The organism is Soonwooa sp. (assembly GCF_030151385.1).
In the GTDB taxonomy this organism is placed as follows: domain Bacteria; phylum Bacteroidota; class Bacteroidia; order Flavobacteriales; family Weeksellaceae; genus Soonwooa.
Genome location: NZ_JASLDS010000006.1, coordinates 24418 through 44163, shown reverse-complemented (window position 1 = coordinate 44163; position 19746 = coordinate 24418). Strand labels below are relative to the sequence as shown.

At 34.4% G+C, this 19746-nt stretch carries 21 protein-coding genes; 14 read left to right on the top strand and 7 right to left on the bottom strand.

Annotation, left to right across the window (positions count from 1 at the left end; all coding sequences use genetic code 11):
• Positions 1-7: 7 nt before the first annotated feature.
• From Q1V95_RS00840 to Q1V95_RS00810, 7 genes are all read left to right on the top strand, one after another.
• On the top strand, positions 8-1069 hold the full coding sequence (locus tag Q1V95_RS00840; protein ID WP_300669191.1) for a branched-chain amino acid aminotransferase: 1062 nt from the start codon (positions 8-10) through the stop codon (positions 1067-1069).
• 100 nt (positions 1070-1169) lie between these two features.
• On the top strand, positions 1170-1679 hold the full coding sequence (locus Q1V95_RS00835; protein WP_300669189.1) for an FKBP-type peptidyl-prolyl cis-trans isomerase: 510 nt from the start codon (positions 1170-1172) through the stop codon (positions 1677-1679).
• Positions 1680-1692: 13 nt separating this feature from the next.
• The gene (locus Q1V95_RS00830; RefSeq protein ID WP_300669187.1) at positions 1693-2790 is read left to right on the top strand and encodes a peptidylprolyl isomerase; all 1098 of its coding nucleotides are present in this window, start codon (positions 1693-1695) and stop codon (positions 2788-2790) included.
• Positions 2791-3358: 568 nt separating this feature from the next.
• On the top strand, positions 3359-3634 hold the full coding sequence (locus Q1V95_RS00825; RefSeq protein ID WP_300669185.1) for a transposase: 276 nt from the start codon (positions 3359-3361) through the stop codon (positions 3632-3634).
• A gap of 107 nt (positions 3635-3741) precedes the next feature.
• Positions 3742-4326 carry a transposase gene (locus Q1V95_RS00820; protein WP_300669183.1) on the top strand — a complete coding sequence of 195 codons (585 nt, stop codon included), beginning with the start codon at positions 3742-3744 and terminating at the stop codon, positions 4324-4326.
• A 287-nt stretch (positions 4327-4613) separates the two neighbouring features.
• A complete protein-coding gene (locus Q1V95_RS00815) occupies positions 4614-5348 on the top strand; it encodes a hypothetical protein (protein ID WP_300669181.1) in 735 nt (244 codons plus the stop codon).
• Positions 5349-5458: 110 nt separating this feature from the next.
• The gene (locus Q1V95_RS00810) at positions 5459-5866 is read left to right on the top strand and encodes an META domain-containing protein (RefSeq protein WP_300669179.1); all 408 of its coding nucleotides are present in this window, start codon (positions 5459-5461) and stop codon (positions 5864-5866) included.
• A gap of 48 nt (positions 5867-5914) precedes the next feature.
• Here Q1V95_RS00810 and Q1V95_RS00805 read toward each other — a convergent pair whose 3' ends face one another.
• The 7 genes from Q1V95_RS00805 to Q1V95_RS00775 form a co-directional block, all read right to left on the bottom strand.
• Positions 5915-6154 carry a hypothetical protein gene (locus Q1V95_RS00805; protein WP_300669177.1) on the bottom strand — a complete coding sequence of 80 codons (240 nt, stop codon included), beginning with the start codon at positions 6152-6154 and terminating at the stop codon, positions 5915-5917.
• 543 nt (positions 6155-6697) lie between these two features.
• Positions 6698-8053, bottom strand: coding sequence for a hypothetical protein (locus Q1V95_RS00800; protein ID WP_300669175.1), 1356 nt, complete (start codon positions 8051-8053; stop codon positions 6698-6700).
• Positions 8054-8076: 23 nt separating this feature from the next.
• Positions 8077-9621, bottom strand: coding sequence for a phosphoethanolamine transferase (locus Q1V95_RS00795; protein WP_300669173.1), 1545 nt, complete (start codon positions 9619-9621; stop codon positions 8077-8079).
• 157 nt (positions 9622-9778) lie between these two features.
• The gene (locus Q1V95_RS00790; RefSeq protein WP_300669171.1) at positions 9779-10669 is read right to left on the bottom strand and encodes a 3-hydroxybutyryl-CoA dehydrogenase; all 891 of its coding nucleotides are present in this window, start codon (positions 10667-10669) and stop codon (positions 9779-9781) included.
• 36 nt (positions 10670-10705) lie between these two features.
• On the bottom strand, positions 10706-11464 hold the full coding sequence (locus Q1V95_RS00785; protein WP_300669169.1) for a hypothetical protein: 759 nt from the start codon (positions 11462-11464) through the stop codon (positions 10706-10708).
• 29 nt (positions 11465-11493) lie between these two features.
• Positions 11494-12462 (bottom strand): Gfo/Idh/MocA family oxidoreductase, encoded by a 969-nt coding sequence (locus tag Q1V95_RS00780; RefSeq protein ID WP_300669167.1) that lies wholly within the window; start codon positions 12460-12462, stop codon positions 11494-11496.
• A gap of 62 nt (positions 12463-12524) precedes the next feature.
• Positions 12525-13565: a Gfo/Idh/MocA family oxidoreductase gene (locus tag Q1V95_RS00775; protein ID WP_300669165.1), complete on the bottom strand. Its 1041-nt coding sequence runs from the start codon at positions 13563-13565 to the stop codon at positions 12525-12527.
• Positions 13566-13805: 240 nt separating this feature from the next.
• Here Q1V95_RS00775 and Q1V95_RS00770 point away from each other — a divergent pair, with 240 nt between their 5' ends.
• The 7 genes from Q1V95_RS00770 to Q1V95_RS00740 all read left to right on the top strand — a co-directional run bounded on the left by Q1V95_RS00770 (position 13806) and on the right by Q1V95_RS00740 (position 19741).
• Positions 13806-14456, top strand: coding sequence for a protein-L-isoaspartate(D-aspartate) O-methyltransferase (locus tag Q1V95_RS00770; RefSeq protein ID WP_300669163.1), 651 nt, complete (start codon positions 13806-13808; stop codon positions 14454-14456).
• Between the two features lie 4 nt (positions 14457-14460).
• Positions 14461-15231 (top strand): nucleoside triphosphate pyrophosphohydrolase, encoded by a 771-nt coding sequence (mazG, locus tag Q1V95_RS00765; RefSeq protein ID WP_300669160.1) that lies wholly within the window; start codon positions 14461-14463, stop codon positions 15229-15231.
• Between the two features lie 197 nt (positions 15232-15428).
• Positions 15429-16025, top strand: coding sequence for a LemA family protein (locus tag Q1V95_RS00760; protein ID WP_300669157.1), 597 nt, complete (start codon positions 15429-15431; stop codon positions 16023-16025).
• Positions 16025-16456, top strand: coding sequence for a TPM domain-containing protein (locus Q1V95_RS00755; RefSeq protein WP_300669155.1), 432 nt, complete (start codon positions 16025-16027; stop codon positions 16454-16456). Before Q1V95_RS00760 ends, Q1V95_RS00755 begins: the two co-directional genes overlap by 1 nt.
• Positions 16437-17237, top strand: coding sequence for a YgcG family protein (locus Q1V95_RS00750; protein WP_300669153.1), 801 nt, complete (start codon positions 16437-16439; stop codon positions 17235-17237). The genes Q1V95_RS00755 and Q1V95_RS00750 overlap by 20 nt, the downstream gene beginning before the upstream one ends.
• 123 nt (positions 17238-17360) lie before the next feature.
• Positions 17361-17882, top strand: coding sequence for an NAD(P)H-dependent oxidoreductase (locus tag Q1V95_RS00745; protein WP_300669150.1), 522 nt, complete (start codon positions 17361-17363; stop codon positions 17880-17882).
• A complete protein-coding gene (locus tag Q1V95_RS00740; RefSeq protein WP_300669148.1) occupies positions 17882-19741 on the top strand; it encodes a monovalent cation:proton antiporter-2 (CPA2) family protein in 1860 nt (619 codons plus the stop codon). Before Q1V95_RS00745 ends, Q1V95_RS00740 begins: the two co-directional genes overlap by 1 nt.
• Positions 19742-19746 lie beyond the last annotated feature (5 nt).

Sequence of the window (19746 nt, the reverse complement as noted above, 5' to 3'; positions counted from 1 at the left end):
TTCAAAAATGATAATTCAAAAGACAGAAAATTCTAAGCTACCTACTTTTGATCCTAATAACTTTTCGTTCGGAGATACTTTTATCGATCACATGATTATTTGTGAGTACGAAAACGGAAAATGGGGTGATGTTAAATTAGTTCCTTACGGACCGCTTCCTTTTACGCCAGCAATGATGGGTGTTAATTATGGGCAAGCTTGTTTCGAAGGAATGAAGGCTTACAAAGACGAGAATGATGATATCTTCTTATTCCGTCCAGAAAAGAATTTCGAAAGAATTAACAAGTCAGCAAAACGTCTTGCGATTCCGGAAATCCCAAGAGAAGCTTTTATCGACGGGCTTAATGCTTTGGTTGATATCGATAGAGAATGGATCCCAAAAGGAGAAGGAATGTCGTTATACATTCGTCCAGTTGTATTTGCAACGGAAGAAGTATTGAAAGCTAGAGTATCTAACAAGTATATGTTTGCAATTGTTGCGACACCTGCAAAGAGTTATTATTCTGCACCAGTGTCTGTAAAGATTTCAGATTATTATTCTCGTTCAGCTAACGGAGGTGTTGGTTTTGCAAAAGCAGCTGGTAACTATGCAGCATCTTTCTATCCAACGCAATTGGCGATTGAAGAAGGTTATGACCAAGTAATCTGGACTGATGATGCTACACACGAATATTTCGAAGAAAGTGGTACAATGAACGTTTTTGTACGTATCAATGACACAATCTACACGCCAAAAACTTCTGAAAAGATTTTGGATGGTGTTACAAGAGATAGCTTCTTGAACTTGGCAGAGCGCAACGGAATTAATGTTGTTGTGGGTGATGTTAAAGTAGCTGACGTTATTGCAGCGCTTAAAGATGGTAGTCTAAAAGAAGCTTGGGGTGTTGGTACAGCTGTTGTAACAACAAGATTCGAAGCAATCGGTTATGGTGATGAGAAGTTTGCACTTCCTACATTGGCAGACGAAGATAGCTTTGCATTTATCCTTAAAAAAGCTTTGGTTGATATCCAAACAAATCACGCTGAAGATCCATTCGGATGGAGAGTGAAAGTTGAGAAAAAATACTAAAATATCTCTTAAAATATCATAAAGTCGGTTTTAGCCGACTTTTTTTGTGTCTTTATATGGGCAAAAATGACTAATAATTTCTTATTTTCGCACAGTATTTATGAAAAAAATAATTCTTATCAGTATTGCGATGCTTGGTTCTTGTGCAAAACAAGGTCCAATCTACGATTCCACGACATCTGTTGTTAACCACGACGAGATGGAAGCTTCTAAAACTAGGAATAAAAACCTAAACAATGAAGAGCGCCATCAGATACAAGAATGGATTAAAAATCAGGATAAAAAATATTATCCAATGGGCATGAACTATTGGGTGGATATAGAAAATCTAGCTTCGGAACCCAAGAAGCATGATGGCGAAAAAGTAAGTTATTCTTACGATATTTATGATTTTGATATGGTAAAATTATATGCGGATGCCAAGCAAATCAAAGATCAACAATTAGGAAAGTTTGATGACCTAAGACCAGTCGAAGATGCTGTTAGACACATGAAAAAAGGGACAGAAGCAACACTTCTTATTCCGTCGGCATTGGCATTTGGATCTTATGGAGATAATGACAAGATAAGCAGCGACATGCCGATTATCGTTAAAATAAAGACACTTTAATTAAAAGATATATATGAAAAAATTACTATTTGTACCGGTAATATTAACATTATTAAATTGTAAAACATTGGAAATAGACAAAGAAACTTACAACAGTCTTTCGGATGGTTTGTACGCAAAAATGCAAACATCAAAAGGTGAAATGCTAATCAAATTAGAAGACGAAAAAGCGCCAGTTACGGTTGCTAATTTCGTTGGTTTAGCAGAAGGTAAAATCCCAAATAAAGTAAAAGCTGCGAAAGTGCCATTTTATGATGGAACAATTTTCCATAGAGTTATCAAAGACTTTATGATCCAAGGTGGTGATCCACAAGGGACAGGTATGGGCGATCCAGGCTACAAATTTGCTGATGAGAAAAACGACCTAAAACATACCGGAAAAGGTATTCTTTCTATGGCGAATTCTGGACCTAATACCAATGGTTCTCAATTCTTTATTACAGAAGTTGCGACGCCTTGGTTGGATGGTAGACACACGATTTTTGGTAAAGTTGTAAAAGGTGAAGACGTTATCGACACGATCGCAAATGTTGAAAAAGGTCCTAACGACAAGCCAAAAGAAGATATCGTTCTTCAGAAGTTGACAATTTTCAGCAAAGGAGATAAGTATAAAAAATACGATCCTGCAAAAACTTTCGAAGAAGGAAAAGCAAACATCGAAGAGAAAAACAAAGCTTTTGCTGCTAAAGAAGAAGCGGAGCGTCTTAAGAAATTACAAGAGTTCCAAGCGAACCAAGAAAAGTTGGTTAACGAGCTAAAAGCTGGTATGCAGTCAACGCCATCAGGTTTGTTCTACAAAATCACAAAGCAAAACCCATCTGGTAAAGCGCCAAAAGCTGGTGACGTCGTTTCTGTACATTATGCTGGGAAATTGGTTGACGGTGAAGAATTCGACAACTCTTTCAAAAGAGGAGAGCCTATCCAAATCCCGATTGGTGTTGGACAAGTGATCAAAGGTTGGGACGAAGGTATCCAATTGCTTAAAGAAGGTGAAGCAGCAACATTGTTGATTCCTGCAAGTCTAGGTTACGGCGAAAGAGGTGCTGGCGGTGTAATTCCTGCTAACGCTTGGTTGATTTTCGACGTAGAATTAGTGAAAATCGGAGGTTAATTCTCTCCCAAACATAAACTATAAAGCTGTTTCTTAGGAAGCAGCTTTTTTATTTGGGCGCCTTTTCCAGCTGTCACTAGTCGCTGCGCCGTGCCATCACTTTTGCCCGCGCCTACGGCGCGAGCTCCAACATGCCGTTCCATCTGGGGCGCGACAACGTGGCAAAAGTTAGATTTGCCGCACTAGATTACAGATAGACTGTTATTCAGAATGTAAAGCAGTAAAATAAAGATTCTGATTATTTAGTTGAGATTCCTCACGATGTTCGGAATGACAGGGATGTTTTTTTACGTGTCATTCAACGCGAAGCGAAGAAACCTAACGCAGTGGTGATAAGTTTGTTTTTTTATTAATATCAGATTATGAAAGTTAAAAAATTACATTTACAACATTGGAAAAAGCACTAGGAAAAAGTCAGAGAAGTGGTTGATATAAAATATCGTGTCGAACAATACGTCCCTACTGCTTGTTTTCTAGAAACCGAATAGAATGCTGTTTTGTAAAGAGAAAAACTTTTATCACAATGGTTCACAAGAAAACAGATTCCAATATATTTAAAAGCAATTGTATGGTAAATTTAGAAAAAAAAGTAGTTGGAGTTGATGTGAGTTCAAGGTTTTTGACAATGAGCTTCAAAAATGAAGACAATCAAGAAGTTGTGATGAATGTAAGTAATGTGAAAAAAGACATTGTAAGTCGTCTTAAGAAATTAAAAAAAGAAGATTACAAAATCGTTGTAGAAGCGAGAGGATCATATAGCAGTAAAATTCTTTACTATGCTCATTTTATGGGATTTGATGTTTGTCAAGTAAGCCCATTGACGATAAAAAATATGCAGAAGTAAAAAATGTAATCAGCAAAACAGATGATGAAGATGCCAAATTAATCAGAGATTTTGGTGAAAAAATGGAAACTAGCCTTTAAGAACCTAAAAAAGAAAATCTTAAGTTTTTGGAACAAGAGATGACTCTCTTGCAGGATTTAGAACAAGAAAAAATACGATTCTCGCTAAAGCTAAAATCACTTCGCCAAAAAGCTAGACTGAACAAAAATGTGTTGAAGCACTATGAATCTTTGATCGAGAATCCTGAAAAAGAAATTGAAAAATTATTAAAAAGATTACCGAAATTAGAAGATGAAGAGTTGAAGGAAAACAAAAACTTACTCAAGAGTATTAAAGGAATTGGAGAAAAGACTTCCCTTTTATTGCTTGTTGCAACGAACCATTTTAAAAACTTTGAACATTCAAAATCACTAAGTAAATATTTTGGAGTAGCTCCAAGAATGTATCATTCTGGCAATAAAAAAATAACGATTGGCAAGTGTAGAACAACCAAGGAACATATTAGAAGTGTACTTTTCATTTGTTCTTGGAGTGCTGTAAAATATAATCCGCAATGCAAGGCCTTATATCAAAGAATTTTGGAAAAAGGAAAATGTAAAAAACTAGCTTTAATAGCTGTATGTAACAAACTGTTGAGGCAAGCTTTTGGAGTTATTAAATCTAAAAATCAATATCAATCAAATTATATTTAAAAAAGAAAAAAATTAACTCAAAAAATTGGAAATCAACATAGAATGTTCAACGAAGTCAATCTTAAATATATAATTTTCAGAGATTCCTCCTACGTCGGAAATCGAAGATTGGGCGTAGCCAATGACAAGCTTTGTTTAAAATAATGACTTAGGTACTATTACGGATAATCATATATATAAAATTCTGACTTCCGAAAAATTATTAATTTTTCATTATGTTTTTTTTGTAATTAATATTGATTTTCAGTTGCTTTTACTTAATTTTATAAAGATTAAATTTCAATCTGGTGGATACCAAAGTTAAGAAATCTGAGAACGATATTTTTGCGAAAATTGCTTGTATAATTGTACCTACATATATCACGTACTTCGTAATTGCAGATGGTAACATCACCTATGTTTACTACACTTTTGCGATTTGGATTGTTTATTCGTTTTATCAATATTTTAAAAAGAAAAAGCCTTTTAGCTTAACAGATAGTTTGATGGCTTTATGTTTGGTATATTTATTTGTGGGAACAATATTCTCAATGTCACCAGCTATTGCGATTAAAGAGTTCGAAATTACACATCCATCGTGGACACGCCAGAAAGTCGCTAATTTCGAACTTAAGAATTATTTTTTTTCAAGTAGTAGAGGAGGACATCCCATAACAGATGTCAAGTATACCTACCATTTCAATAAGCAAACCTACGGATCCACATTAGACAATGGAATTACTTATGACGATTTTTACCTTCAGTTTAAAGATGTAGATGAGCTTAAAGCCATTTCCAAAGAATCAACCGACAAAGCACTTAAAACTAATGATTACGTGCTTTTCGTTAATGCGAAAGAACCTAAAGAATCACGATTGTTTTTACTAAAAACATGGATAACTTTTAAGTATTCAACTATTTTTAGAATGCTTGCTAACACCGTCATTTTGATTTCGATTGTATTAATCTGTTTGTTAATATTTGCTTCGATATATTTTCGAGAAAATGTTTTTGGCTTGCTTAGGAGATATCGACCATTTTGATTTGTTAACTTTCCAAAATCTCTTTTTCCTTCAATTCACAAATTTTTTAAAAATTAATTTTATCTTTGAAAAGAAAAGCAAGACATTGCTCATCATAAAAATTTAAAATTATGAAACACTTATTTCTTTCAGTATCAGCAGCTATCATGTTAGCATCCTGTGCAGCGTCCAACTATTCTAGCAAAAAAGCTGGTAACCAAGCGCCTCTAGAGGGCAGTTCTTGGGTTTTGGCGGAGCAGGTTAGTACAGAGCAACCGACTTTGGTAGTAGAAGCTGGCAAGATTACGGGCAATACAGGTTGCAACAATTACTTTTCTAGCAATGTGACCATTGAGCCAAAAGGTGGTGTTTTTGGAGCGTCCAACGTTGGTTCTACCAAAAAAGCTTGTATCAATATGAGTGTAGAAACAGGATTTCTTAATATGCTACAACAAGCCAACCGATATGTTGTTAATGGCAACAGTTTAGAGCTTTACAAAGACAATCTACTTCTTTTGAAGTTTGACAAAAAGCAATAAAAAAAGGAACTCAACATTGAGTTCCTTTTTTGTTAATATCGATTAAGATTACTCTTCTTCTTCGTCATCGTATTTTGACAATTCAGCATCACAGAATTTGAAAGCCTCCTCAACTACTTTGGTAGCCTCGTTAGCCACAGTTTCCTCATCATCACCTTCTAGATCATCCAACCATTCAACTTCTTCCTCCTCAACATTAAGGATAAAACGAGGATATTCTGTATGTACTACAAAAAGATCTTCTGGGAAATCTGTGTTGTCCGCTAATAAAAACTTAGGTAAAGTCATATCTATAAAATTTAATAGTTTCTTATAATATTTTTTAGGAGCAGGTCAATTTTTTGGGAACTTAGACCATTTTCAGCCCGCTTTTCGTTGCAATCTTTTTGCTCGGCATAGCCTCTCGCAAAAAGGATTTCCACTACAATCGGGGCTAGAAGAACAATTTTTCGTTCCTAATCCAAAGACATAATCCTTGCCTCAAAGATAACAAAAAAACTTGTTTCCAAAACCTAAGAGTTTGTTTAAATTTTGTTGTTTATATTTTAACACTTATTTTTTATTTCACACTTGAGGATTTAGCAAGCTAAATCAAAAATGAGAAACGAAAGAATGGTTCAAAAGAGCATTAAATGTAGCAAAGGCTGTTTTGAAGCCGCGTTAGAAATTTCTATTCAGACTCTAAAATTCAGTTTTTGAAAAAGAATATATTTTTTTAAATCTATTGGTTAATCATATTTCAGAAAATTGACCTCCTTCGGAGGTCGCCCAACCAATCCCAAATCTTAATCCCGAAAAACAAAATCATGTACGGAAAAGAAAAAAAACCTTTTACTTTTTATCAAACTTCTGAAACTGATTTCTCTTTAGTTTTAGTTTAGAATCTACACGATAAGGCGTCAAAACTTTTGGATTCAAAGTGTCTTTCGCACAGAAACTTATATAGATCATCGGATTAACTGTGCTAATAATTTCCGCAGAACGTACATTTCCGAGATCTTCTTCAGATTTTAACCAAAACTTTATTGTTCCTGTTTCTTTGTTTTCATTTTTTAGAAAAGTCTGAATTTCCTCACGGTTTTCAAGATAATTTCCTTTTGACAACCAAGTAAAAGCAAATCCTGTCAGCAAACTTCCCAAAGGAACGAGGTAAGTTAAATTCCCAAAACTTATCCATAATCTACGGAAATAATACATCCAAATCGGAAGACTAAAAGGTGCTAACAATCGATAATCAATAGCGTTAACCGAATAAAAATATTGCACAAAATAAGAACACGCAATTCCAACAAATCCAGTCCAAAGCAAGAACAAATCAAAATCTGAGTGTTTTGTTTTAATAACAAAAAAGATAATGACAACAATATTTAGCAAGCCAATACCGTAGATACCGTAATTAACAATGCCACCCGACGGATCTGCAATATGTACAAAAGGATCAAAAGTTGTGGCAAGTCCTTGCCATAATTCAGTCAGCAATTGTGATGTAGGTTTTAGTCCAATGTTGAGAAAATCTTTAACATAATCTTCGTTGAAATAATCAACGTAAAGAAATTTGAACAAGACAACAAACAAAACGCCTACTAAAGCTGATAGAATAAAGTATTTGCCATAAGACGTTTTTATTTTTAACAAACCAAACCAGCCCAAACCAGCCATTAAGAACAAAGCGCTATATCTGATATTGTAACAAATAATCAAAAACAAGCTGAGTGTCAGAACAGCTTTTAGACCTTTTGTATTTTCCTCAATAACTTGTTTAGAATAATAAAATAGAAAAAAAACAAATGGCAAAATTGGTGCTTCGCTCATGGTATAAGAAAACACCGACACAAAACTAAAAAGCGCCGAAATCATTAGAATTTCTTTGAAGTAGAAGTTCTTTTTCCAAGCAAACACCAACATCGCTGTATATGCCAGAAGTCCTACAACTTTGCTGCTCCAAAACTCGTCCAAGCCAAAATTTGTGAACAACCAAATTCCAAATGGATAACCTAATGGCGCTGTTGTGTTATCAATTACTGGCAACATATGTGCTTGACGCATATATCGAATGGAATCTGGATTGACGCGACCTTTTTCGTTCAGCAAAAACCGAACAACAATCATCGCATAAGTTATCACGATGATGATGAAGTTCAAAAATTTTGCGAGCTTAGGATTATTTAATAAAGGTGTTTTGTACATGTTACTAAAATTGACAGCGGATATTATTTAACTGTAATGATTTGCCCTGAACCTGTCAATACTTTTCTAACTTTAGGTTCTTCATAGTTTTTAGATGCTAAATTATAAATTTGGTCGGACGTAGAATTTTTGTATTCTATTCCTGCCATATTTAAAAAAGTCGAAAATGTAGAAGTTGACGATGCTTTTTTAGATTTGTTTTTATCTAAAGTTTCAACAATGTTAGGGTTTTCTTTGTTGTAATACTCTGATGTCCATACTAGATATGGTATATGATACTCATGTATATTAGGCTGTATTGAACCATGGAAAATTAATTTTTTATCATCATCATAAAGGTTTTCGCCATGATCTGATAAATATAGCATACAACTTTCAACGTTTTGCTGATTATTTAATAAAGAAATTATTGAAGCTAAAAAATTGTCTGTGTAGAGAATGCTGTTGTCATAAGAGTTTACAAGTGCTTCTTTATTTTTAATATTAATATTTTCGTAACCAGTTTTGGAAATGCTAGGTTTATATATGTCAAAACTATCGGGATATCTATTCGAATATCGGAAATGACTCCCCATACTATGTACTACTATTAGGATTTTTTTTTCTTTAGTACTGTTAAGAATTTGTTTGATGATAGGTATTGCTTCTAGGTCCTGTACATTCTGGGTTTGCGTTGTATAACTAAAATCAACAATATTGTTTATTCTCTTAGTAATTGGGATTAACATGTTTTGATTATCAATCCAAGCTGTGTAGAATCCCGCTTCCTTAAAGGCATCAATTATGTTTTTTTCCTTGTATTGTAAATCGATGTTATCCGGATTTGCTCGTGTAATGACCTGCGGGATTGATTGCATGGTTAATGTTGCTGGACTATATACGTTATCAAATGCTATTAGGTTTTTTTCTGTTGATAGCATTGGGGTTGTTTGTCTGTGATAGCCGTATAAACCAAAATTTTCCTGTCTAGCAGTTTCTCCTAATATTAGAACGAAAACCTGTTTAGAATCTTTTTTGTTCGCATTTAGTTTGGCATCAAAAGAGAAATTTTGAAGTTTATTTTCGAATTGTTTTGACTCATGAATAGATTCACAAGCAGCAAAAGTATTAAAAAATAAATTCGCTGGATATGTCTTAATGTACTTTGTTCTTGTGAATTCTAGTGAATATTGCAAAGCGCCAATTGTTGTAAATTTCATTGCAAATGTCATCTTGTAGATTTTGGCAAAAATGGCCGTATTTGCTAACAAAAAAAATGAAATGATTATAAGTTTGGCGCGATTTGATATTCTAAGTGTTGGTGCTTTTCTTAAAATTAAAAAATACGTAATAATAAATATTACACTGATAAGAATTTCAGTCAAATGTCCTTGGAGCTGTTCGCTTGCTTCTCGATAATTTGTATAGATTAAAGATTCGATAAAACCAGCTGAAATAGGTTGTCCCACACTTTTTACAAACGAAATTTCGAGTGGTGCAATGATAAGAAAAACACTACAAATATAAAAATATGTTTTAGGTTTAATAAAGGCTAAAGGTAATAACCAAATTGAAATCGAAAATAACAAATACGATAATTTTAGGAATAAACTATCTTGCAAATCACTCGCGTAAAATGCTGTTACAAAATTCGGTATCAGTAATATTAATAACAAAAAACAATACTTCTTGTATTGTTTTTTGTCTTTTTCAATTTTTAACATTAAGAAAAATGTTTAATGCTAGTTATTTCGAAAACATTTTCGAAACTTTTTCTGCTTTTTTAGATTCTGAATAATCGTAGAAACCTTCACCAGATTTTACGCCTAATTTCCCAGCCATAACCATGTTTACCAATAATGGATTTGGAGCATATTTAGGGTTTTTGAAACCATCGTACATAACGTTTAAGATTGCTAAACAAACATCAAGACCAATGAAATCCGCTAACTGAAGTGGTCCCATTGGATGTGCCATTCCTAATTTCATCACCGTGTCTATTTCTTCAACTCCAGCAACACCGTTGTATAATGTTTCGATAGATTCGTTAATCATCGGCATCAAGATTCTATTTGCCACGAAACCTGGATAATCATTTACTTCTACTGGAACTTTTCCTAAAGTTTTACTCATTTCGTAAATCGTGTCGAAAGTTTCTTTAGATGTAGAATAACCTTTGATGATTTCTACCAATTTCATAATTGGAACTGGGTTCATAAAGTGCATTCCGATTACTTTGTCTGGTCTTTTTGTTGCTGCTGCAATTTTAGTGATAGAAATTGAAGACGTATTGGTAGCCAAAATGCAATTTTCAGGCGAAAACTCATCCATTTGACTGAAGATTTTTAGTTTTAAATCTTGGTTTTCTGTTGCTGCTTCGACGATAAGATCAGCCGTTTTTGCAGCATCTTGTAAAGCTGTAAAAGTCGTGATGTTTCCTAAGGTTTCTGCTTTTTGTTCTTCGGTAAGGTTACCTTTTGCGATAATTCTGTCAAGGTTGGTGGTAATAGTTTTAATTCCTCTGTCTATAGCTTCTTGAGAAACATCAACTAAACTAACTTTGAAACCTGTTTGTGCAAAAGTGTGTGCAATACCATTTCCCATGGTTCCTGCGCCGATAACAACTATGTTCTTCATTTTTATATTTTATTGTTTAATTTTTTTAATTGTTATTTATTCATAAATTATGTTGACTTCCATTTCAGAGTTTACTGGGATTCCTGCTATCGTTGCTGGTTTCCACTGAATGTTCTGGACATAATTTTCAATTTTTTTATTGAATAGCTTTTCAAAAACTTTGTTCTTAGCATTCTCAAAATCAGATTTTGTAATCAAATTTTTTATGCTTCCATCCTTCATCAAAATAAATGATGCCATTGTTGATGAAGGCAATTCTTTGTTTTTTCTCTTTAAATATTTTTCAGGATATGTAAATCCGTTAAAAAATTCCTTTTGCGAAATAGAAAATTGCTCGTTATAATTTTCTGTATTTGGATGTCTTGATCTTTGATCACATTCTCCAAATGTAAAAATAGAATCTTTTCTTTTTGAAATATATTCCTTTTCAGCTTCTAGTTTCAATGAGTCAAAAAATTGAGTTCCAAATTTATTTTTCAATAATTGATTCATTTCCGTTTCGTAACAATTTTCAAATTGTTCATTGCCATCAATAATACAAGAGACTGAAATATCTTTGTAATTGATATTAAATTTTGCAATTAACTTTGCAAACTCTTCATTTCCTTTATGATTCGCTCCTTGTCCTTGAAAATTACTCCAAATATATTTTTTAAATTTAAAATCATTTTGAGCTTGATCTTTCTTGTAATTGCATTCTATTTCGTTGGCACTGATTTTCTTTTTTTGACATGATAAACTCAAAAGTAGCACTACAATACAAAAATATTTTTTATGAATATTAAAAAACTCCAAATACTGAGGAAATCTCATTTTTTGATTTGCTAAATCTTACTAATCAAATCCATTATCTTCAACGCAACTTTCAGCGCTTCGGTGCCATCTTCTAACGAAACTTGAATAGGCTTATCGTTTTCAATCGCATCAGCAAGACTTTCTAACTCATCCAAAATAGCATTGTTTGGTTGGATATTCGGATATTCAAATAAAATTTGATTCTTTTCGCCTTCTGCATTTTCAATAATCATATCAAATGGTGATGGCTCTGCAGGCGCTTCTTTCATGCGAATAACTTCTGCTTTCTTTTCAAGGAAATCTACAGAAACATAAGCGTCTTGCTGGAAGAATCTCGACTTGCGCATCGCTTTCATCGAAATTCTAGAAGTTGTAAGATTGGCAACGCAGCCATTTTCAAATTCTATTCTTGCATTGGTGATATCTGGTGTTTTAGAAACCACACAAACGCCACTTGCATGGATGTCTTTTACTGGTGATTTTACCAAACTCAACAAAATATCCAAATCATGAATCATCAAATCCAAAACCACAGAAACATCCGTTCCACGAGGATTAAACTCCGCCAAACGATGTATTTCAATAAACATTGGATTTTTAATATACTCTTTAGTCGCAATAAATGCTGGATTGTAGCGCTCTACGTGACCAACTTGGACTTTTAGATTTTTTGCTTGTGAAAGTTTAATTAGCTCTTCAGCTTGTTCCAAAGTCTGCGTAACAGGCTTTTCGATGAAGAAATGTTTTCCACTTTCAATTGCTTTTAATGCATATTCGTAATGGAACAAAGTCGGCGTCACAATATCCAACATATCAATCTGAGAAAGTAATTCGTCGAGATTATCAAAATATTTGTAACCGAATTCTGCTTCTAGTTTTTTTCCGTTTTCTTTATCGTTGTCAAAAAAACCAACCAAATCATATTTTTCGGATTGGTTAAGTAGTTTAAGATGGATTTTTCCTAAATGTCCCGCACCTACAAGACCTGCTTTTAACATAATAGAACTTATTTTTTAGAATCGTAAATATAAGCAATTTTAAGCTTTTTTACTTTCGATTTTTATAGACTTTCTGATAGCCTAATTTTCATTCCTTTGTTCGAACTTTCTTCTGCTGCTTCCATTATTTTTAAGCTTTTGACAGCATCACTTGCAGGAACCGGAACTGGCTCATCCATAACAATACTTCGATATAATGCATCAAACAAATTGAGATAATTTCCTTGGAGTGTTTCTAATTTTTCGCGTTTGTCTCCAATATTAATAAGTCCTTGGTTTTTCGAATCTTCTGTTCCCCAAGTTTCACGATTTGGGATTTTACCAAGCTTTAATTCGTCTTCTTGTATATCACCACGCATTTTGATAAAACTGCCATCTCGACCTTGCAAAACATAACCAGGAAGTTGCTCTTTCGCAAAGAAAGTTGCCTTTAGTCTAACGCGATTATCAGGGTAATATAAAAGAATGTCAAAATAATCATTGACTTCGGTGTTGGGACGAAGACTTCTAATATCTGAGAAAATCGCTTCTGGCCAACCAAAAAGTACTAAAGCTTGATCAATAATATGGGCACCAAGATCCATTAAAATTCCAGAGCCAGGTTGTTTTTTTTCTTTCCAGGCTTTTGGGCTAAGATTTGGATTGTATCTTTCGAATCGGATTTCTGCTTCTAAAATTTCACCAAGCTCTCCACTTTTTAAAACTTTTTGAACCGTTAAAAAATCACTGTCCCAACGACGATTTTGGTATACACAAAGTTTTAGATTTTTTTCTTTAGCGAGCTTATCTAAGATTTCTGCTTCCTCAGAAGTTGTTGTAAAAGCCTTTTCTACCAAGACATTTTTACCTGCTTCCAAAGCTTTTTTAGCATATTCGAAATGTGTATTGATTGGCGTATTGACGATAATTAATTCGGCATCACTTGCCAAAACTTCTTCCAAAGTATCAAAACTTTTTGCATCAGGATAATCATGTTGGATGTTTTTTTTACTTCTTTCCCAAGCTCCAATTAACTGAAATCCATGATGAACATTAATGAAAGGTGCGTGGAATAATTTCCCTGATCCGCCGTAAGCCAATAAAGCTGTTTTGATGATTTGCATATTTTGAGTTTTATAAGTCGATGTTGCAATTTACGAAATTGGATTTTTTGTTTTAGAATTATGAATTATGAATTATGAATTATGAATTATGAATTATGAATTATGAATTATGAATTATGAATTATGAATTATGAATTATGAATTATGAATTATGAATTAGTTTCGCTATCATCTATCAGCTATCAACCATTAGCTAAATAAAATTTTGAAATGCGATTTCATTCTTTTAATTTTGCGTTAATGAGAGATTCTTTTGTACATCGTGGAAAGCGTCGGCAGTTGGTGGAGTACCTACAGCGAGGTTTGGGGATTAAAGATCCGTTGGTTCTCAATGCTATGAATGAGGTGCCGCGACATCTTTTTATTGAAAGCATTTTCGAAGATTATGCTTATGAAGATCGCGCGTTTCCGATCGCTTCTGGTCAGACGATTTCGCATCCATCGACAGTTGCCGAACAATCAGAGCTTTTAGAATTGATTCCAGGAGAAAAAGTCTTGGAAATTGGTACTGGTTGCGGTTATCAAGCGGCAGTTTTGATGAAGATGGAAGCACAACTTTATACCATCGAACGCCAAAAAAGTTTGTACGATTTTTCGACAGAGATATTTCGCCAAATGATGCTTCGTCCAAATTTTCAGAGTTTTGGAGATGGTTTTGCTGGGCTTCCGAGTTTTGCACCATTTGATAAAATTATTGTGACTTGTGGTGCTGAGCAGTTGCCAACAGAGCTTTTACGTCAGTTAAAAGTTGGCGGAAAAATGGTGATTCCGTTAGGTCCTACAGATCAACAAATGTTGTGTCGCTTTACAAAAATTTCAGAGAAAGAATTCGAAAAGGAGGAATTTGGTATTTACAAATTCGTCCCAATGTTGCAAGATAAAAACCATTAAAAAGATGAATACAAAGCAAGAAAAAATGGAAGCTTTCGGGCGTCTACTCGATATTATGGATGATCTTCGTGAGAAATGTCCATGGGATAAAAAACAAACTTTCGAGACGCTTCGTCATTTGACTTTGGAAGAAACGTATGAGTTGTCGGATGCGCTTTTGAGTGAAGATTTACAAGAAATAAAAAAAGAATTGGGCGACGTCCTTTTGCATTTGGTTTTTTATTCTAAAATAGGTTCGGAAAAGGAAAGTTTTGATATTGCTGATGTTATCAATTCTTTAAATGAAAAACTGATTTTCCGTCATCCTCATATTTATGGTGATACTGTTGCAGAAGATGAAGAAACGGTGAAGCAAAATTGGGAAAAACTAAAACTAAAAGAAGGAAACAAATCCATCCTTTCGGGAGTGCCAAAGTCTTTACCAGCGCTAATAAAAGCTTATCGAATTCAGGATAAAGTGAAAGGTATTGGATTCGAGTTTGACACTGCGGAAGATGCTTGGCAGAAAGTCGAGGAGGAGTTAAATGAATTTCACGCTGAAACAGAAGCGGACAAAAAAGAAAAAGAATTGGGCGATGTTTTCTTTTCGTTGATAAATTATGCTAGAATTTTAGGACTTAATCCAGATTCAGCTTTAGAAAGAACCAACTTGAAATTTATTTCTCGTTTTCAAAAAATGGAAGATTTGGCTAGAGATAAAAATTTGGTTTTAGCAGATTTAAGTTTAGAAAAAATGGACGAACTGTGGGAAGAAGCCAAAACGTTTGAAGTTTAGATTTTAATAAAATTTGAGTTTAACATAAAATTTAAAATCCGAATCCGAATATTGAATTCGGATTTTTTTGTTTAAAATATAAATGTTGCAGCAAAGATGTTCTCTGATTGTGTTTTTTATTTATTAAACAAAATTTTTAAATTTAATAAAGAGAAATATCTATCTTTGGTATAGTAACAAAATAAAATACATAAACTATGAAAGGAAAAGGCTGTTTAGTCCTAGTAATTGCCCTTGTTGTTATTGCAGGTATTGCATTCATGTGGGGTGTTGGCGTTCGTAACAACTTTAACGTTCAAAAACAAGAAGTAGAATCAAAGTGGGGTAATGTTCAAACTGCTTATCAGAAAAGAGCAGATCTTATTCCTAACTTAGAAAGAGCTGTTAAATCTTATGCTAAGTTTGAGCAAGAAACATTAACGCAAGTTGTTGAAGCAAGATCAAAAGCATCTGCAGTACAAATTGATCCAACAAATATGACAGAAGCTGATATGGCAAAATTTGAGGCAGCGCAAGGTCAACTTTCTGGAGCTTTAGGAAGATTAATGGTTGTTGTGGAAAAATATCCAGATCTAAAAGCTAGCCAGCAGTACACAGATTTCCAAAGAGAATATGTTGCAGTTGAAAACAGCATTCGTACAGAAAGAGTTTATTATAACGATGCAGCGAAGGTTTACAACACAGCAGTTGAAAACTTCCCACAGAATCTTGTTGCAAGCATGACAAATTATAAAGCAAAACCATATTTCCAAGCTGAAGCGGGCGCTGATAAAGCACCAGAAGTTTTCAAATAATGTATACTTCTTATATTACAGATAAAGAAATAACCGCGTTGGTTGATAGCATCCAAACTGCAGAATCGATGACTTCTGGAGAGATACGTGTGCATATCGACTCGACGACAGTTAGACAAAATGCAAAAATGGCTTGGGATGTTTTCAGGTCACTTAATATGGACCAAACCAAAGAACGCAACGGGGTTTTGTTTCATGTTAATTTTGAACAAAAATATTTAACAATTATCGGTGACGAAGGCATTCATCAACATGTTAAACAATATTTTTGGGATAAGTTGCATGATGAGATTACCAAAGCTTTTGCTCAAAAAAAGTATTTTGAAGCACTTCGCGATGCCATTCTGAAAACTGGTCAAGAGTTAGAAAAATATTTCCCGACCAACGGAGAACACCTAAATGAATTACCTAATGAGATTAGTTTCTCGTAGTTTTCTGATTATTGTAGTCTTGTTAAGTTTCTTCGGAAATTTGACAGCGCAAAATATTCCAGAAAAGCCGAAAGTCCTTTATCCAGTCTATGATCAAGCCAATCTTTTGAGTCAACAAGAGAAAGATATGCTTAATCAAAAATTGATTAAATTTTCCGATTCGACATCAACGGAAATTCAAGTTATTATTTTGCCAACAACTAATGGACAAGATATTAACTTTCTGGCGACGATGTATGGACAAAAATGGGGAATTGGTCAAAAGGGCGTGGATAATGGTGTTGTCTTTATGATTGCAACCGAAGATCATAAGATGTCAATCCAGCAAGGTCGTTCGGTAGAGCAGTATTTGACAGCCTCGGTTGCGGGACAGATTTTAGATTATTTGGTAACACCAGCTTTCAAAAATGGACAATGGTATGTTGGTATTGACAAAGGGACTTCTGCAATTATGGAAGCTGTCAATGGTAAATTTAAACCTCTTGTCAAGAAAAAACAGAAAGAAGACAGCATCGATTTTGGGACAATTTTCTTTATTGTTATTTTACTAATCATCTTTATAGGCGCCATTAAAAATGGCGGCGATGGGATGGGAGGTAATTACGATGATGATGTAATGTTGTCTGGACGTGGTAGTCGACGATATCGAGGCGGCTTTTTCCCATTCCCTGGAAGTTTCGGAGGTGGCGGTGGTTTTGGCGGCGGTTCTTCAGGTGGCGGTTTTGGCGGCTTTGGCGGCGGCGGTAGTTTCGGCGGCGGCGGCGCAAGTGGCGGCTGGTAATTGAATTTAAAACAAAAAAATATAAAAGCAAGTCTTATTTGAGGCTTGCTTTTTGTTTTTATAAATCAGTCTAATAGATTGGATTTTTTTTCATAATTGAGTAATTTTACAAAAATCTGAATTTTGAAAAAGACTTTAGTCCTCTTTGCTCATCCCTATTTTGAACATTCTACAACCAATGTCGAGCTTGTTAAAGTCTACGAAAAACATTCATACACGGTTTTGAGAGACATCTACGAGGAGTATCCAGATTTTCATATTCAACCTTTTCGAGAACGAAAAAGAATGCAAAATTTTGACCGTGTCATTTTTCACTTTCCATTGATTTGGTTTGGTATGCCACCACTTCTTAAACTGTGGATTGATGAGGTGATGGATTTTAAATGGATGTGTCAAGATGATGATAATCCTTTTTCTGGTAAAGAAGCGATTATTGTGGTAACGGCGGGAGCTAATGAAGAAAGCTATTCTGAAAAAGGAATGTACCATACCAAGATTTCTGATCTTACGCTTGGTCTTAAACTTTGTATTGAAACCAATAATCTGATTTTAAAAGACGAAATCATCATCTATCAAGCTGACGATATTAAAATGTTTGAGCTTGAATCTTACATGAAAAAATTAAATAAAATTCTGAACGAATAATGGAGGGGTCTTACGCATTAATAACGTTAATTTTTCTTGGAGCTGCGATTATCATGGTTCCTATCGTTAAACGTTTGGGTTTAAGTTCTGTCATTGGCTACATTCTCGGCGGAATTATTATTGGACCTTTTGTTTTAAAATTGACAGGAACCAAAGCAGGTGGCGTGATGCATGCAACAGAATTTGGTGTTATTATGATGCTTTTTATTGTTGGTCTAGAATTGGATCCAAAAAAGCTTTGGGCAATTCGGAAGCGAATTCTCGGTCTTGGATTAAGTCAGTTATTAATTTCGATTGCAGCTTTGTTTGCAGTCTTCTATCTCGTTGGTTGGCAGAGGAATCAAGCTTTTGTTATTGCAATGTGTTTTGCATTGTCGTCCACAGCTATAGTAATCCAAACTTTAAAAGAGAAAAATCTTTTCCGAACGGCAAGTGGTGAAGCTTCGTTTTCAATATTGCTTTTTCAAGATATTGCGGTGATTCCGATTTTGGCTTTGCTTCCAATTATTTCGCCATTAGATACCGATAATTCACATGAAAAAATCCTGCTTCAATATCTACCAGATTGGCTACAACCATTTTCACTATTGGTTGGTATAACTGCTTTGGTGCTTTTGGGAAGATATGTTTTTGTACCGTTTTTAAGATTTGTATCAACTTCGGGGATGAATGAGTTGTTGACCGCTTCATCTTTATTCTTAGTAATTGGCGTCTCCGAATTGATGATTTCTGTAGGATTAAGTCCAGCTTTAGGAGCTTTTATTGCTGGTGTTATGTTGGCAAATAGCGAGTTCCGACACGAGTTAGAAAGTCAGATCGATCCTTTCAAAGGTTTGCTATTGGCGGTTTTCTTTGTCAGCGTTGGCTCGACTATTAATTTTACAATTATTAAAAACGATCCTGTTTTCATTTTTTCAACAGCCTTTGCCGTTTTATTTATTAAAGCTTTAATACTTTTTGGAATAGCACGTTATTATAAATTAAACAATAATCAGAGTTTCTTCATCGCTTTTGCCTTATCTCAGGTTGGAGAATTTGCCTTTGTTTTGGTTAATTTTTCTACAAGTTTGTACTTAATCGACGCAAAAACCAATGCCGAAATGTTAGCCGTGGTTGCAATTACCATGTGTATGACGCCTTTGTTGCTGATGATAAAAGAGCGTTTTCTCGATGATAAATTTAATAAAGAAAAACCGGGTGCTGCTCCATTAGAACCAATAACGCATCGCAATATTATCATTGTAGGATTTGGATTTTTTGGTAGTACGGTTGGTCGCCTTTTGAGAGCGAATGGTGTACGGTCAACGGTTTTGGAAAGTGATCCTGATAGAATTGCGTTGCTTCGTGCCAACGGTTTTAATGTTTATTTTGGTGATGCAACCAAACATTCTTTACTCCGAGCAGCAGGAATTGAAGAAGCTTCAATTTTGATTATTTGTCTTGATGATCCCGAAAAAAATAAATTAATCGTCGAGTACGTACACCATAATTTTCCTAAGGTTAAAATTTTTGTTAGGGCTAAAAATAGACTCGACGCTTACGATTTTATCAATAATGGTGTCGAAAATATTTATCGTGAAACTTTAGGAACGGCAGTAGATCTTGCAGTTGATGTTCTTTGTGCAACGGGAATGCGAAGCTATACAGCGCGTAGGATGGGAAAACGTTTTATGTTAATTGATAAAGCATCAACCAAAAAATTGGCGAAACAACAGGATAAGGAAATCATAAGTTTTGGACTTCATGATTCGTTAGAGCGCGAAGCTGAGTTGTTGGCGTATGATAATATTTCTTTTGACGAAAACTTTTGGCGAGAGGAAGAGGATGAAGATAAAGACGAGCGCAAAAGTCATCTTTAAGAATC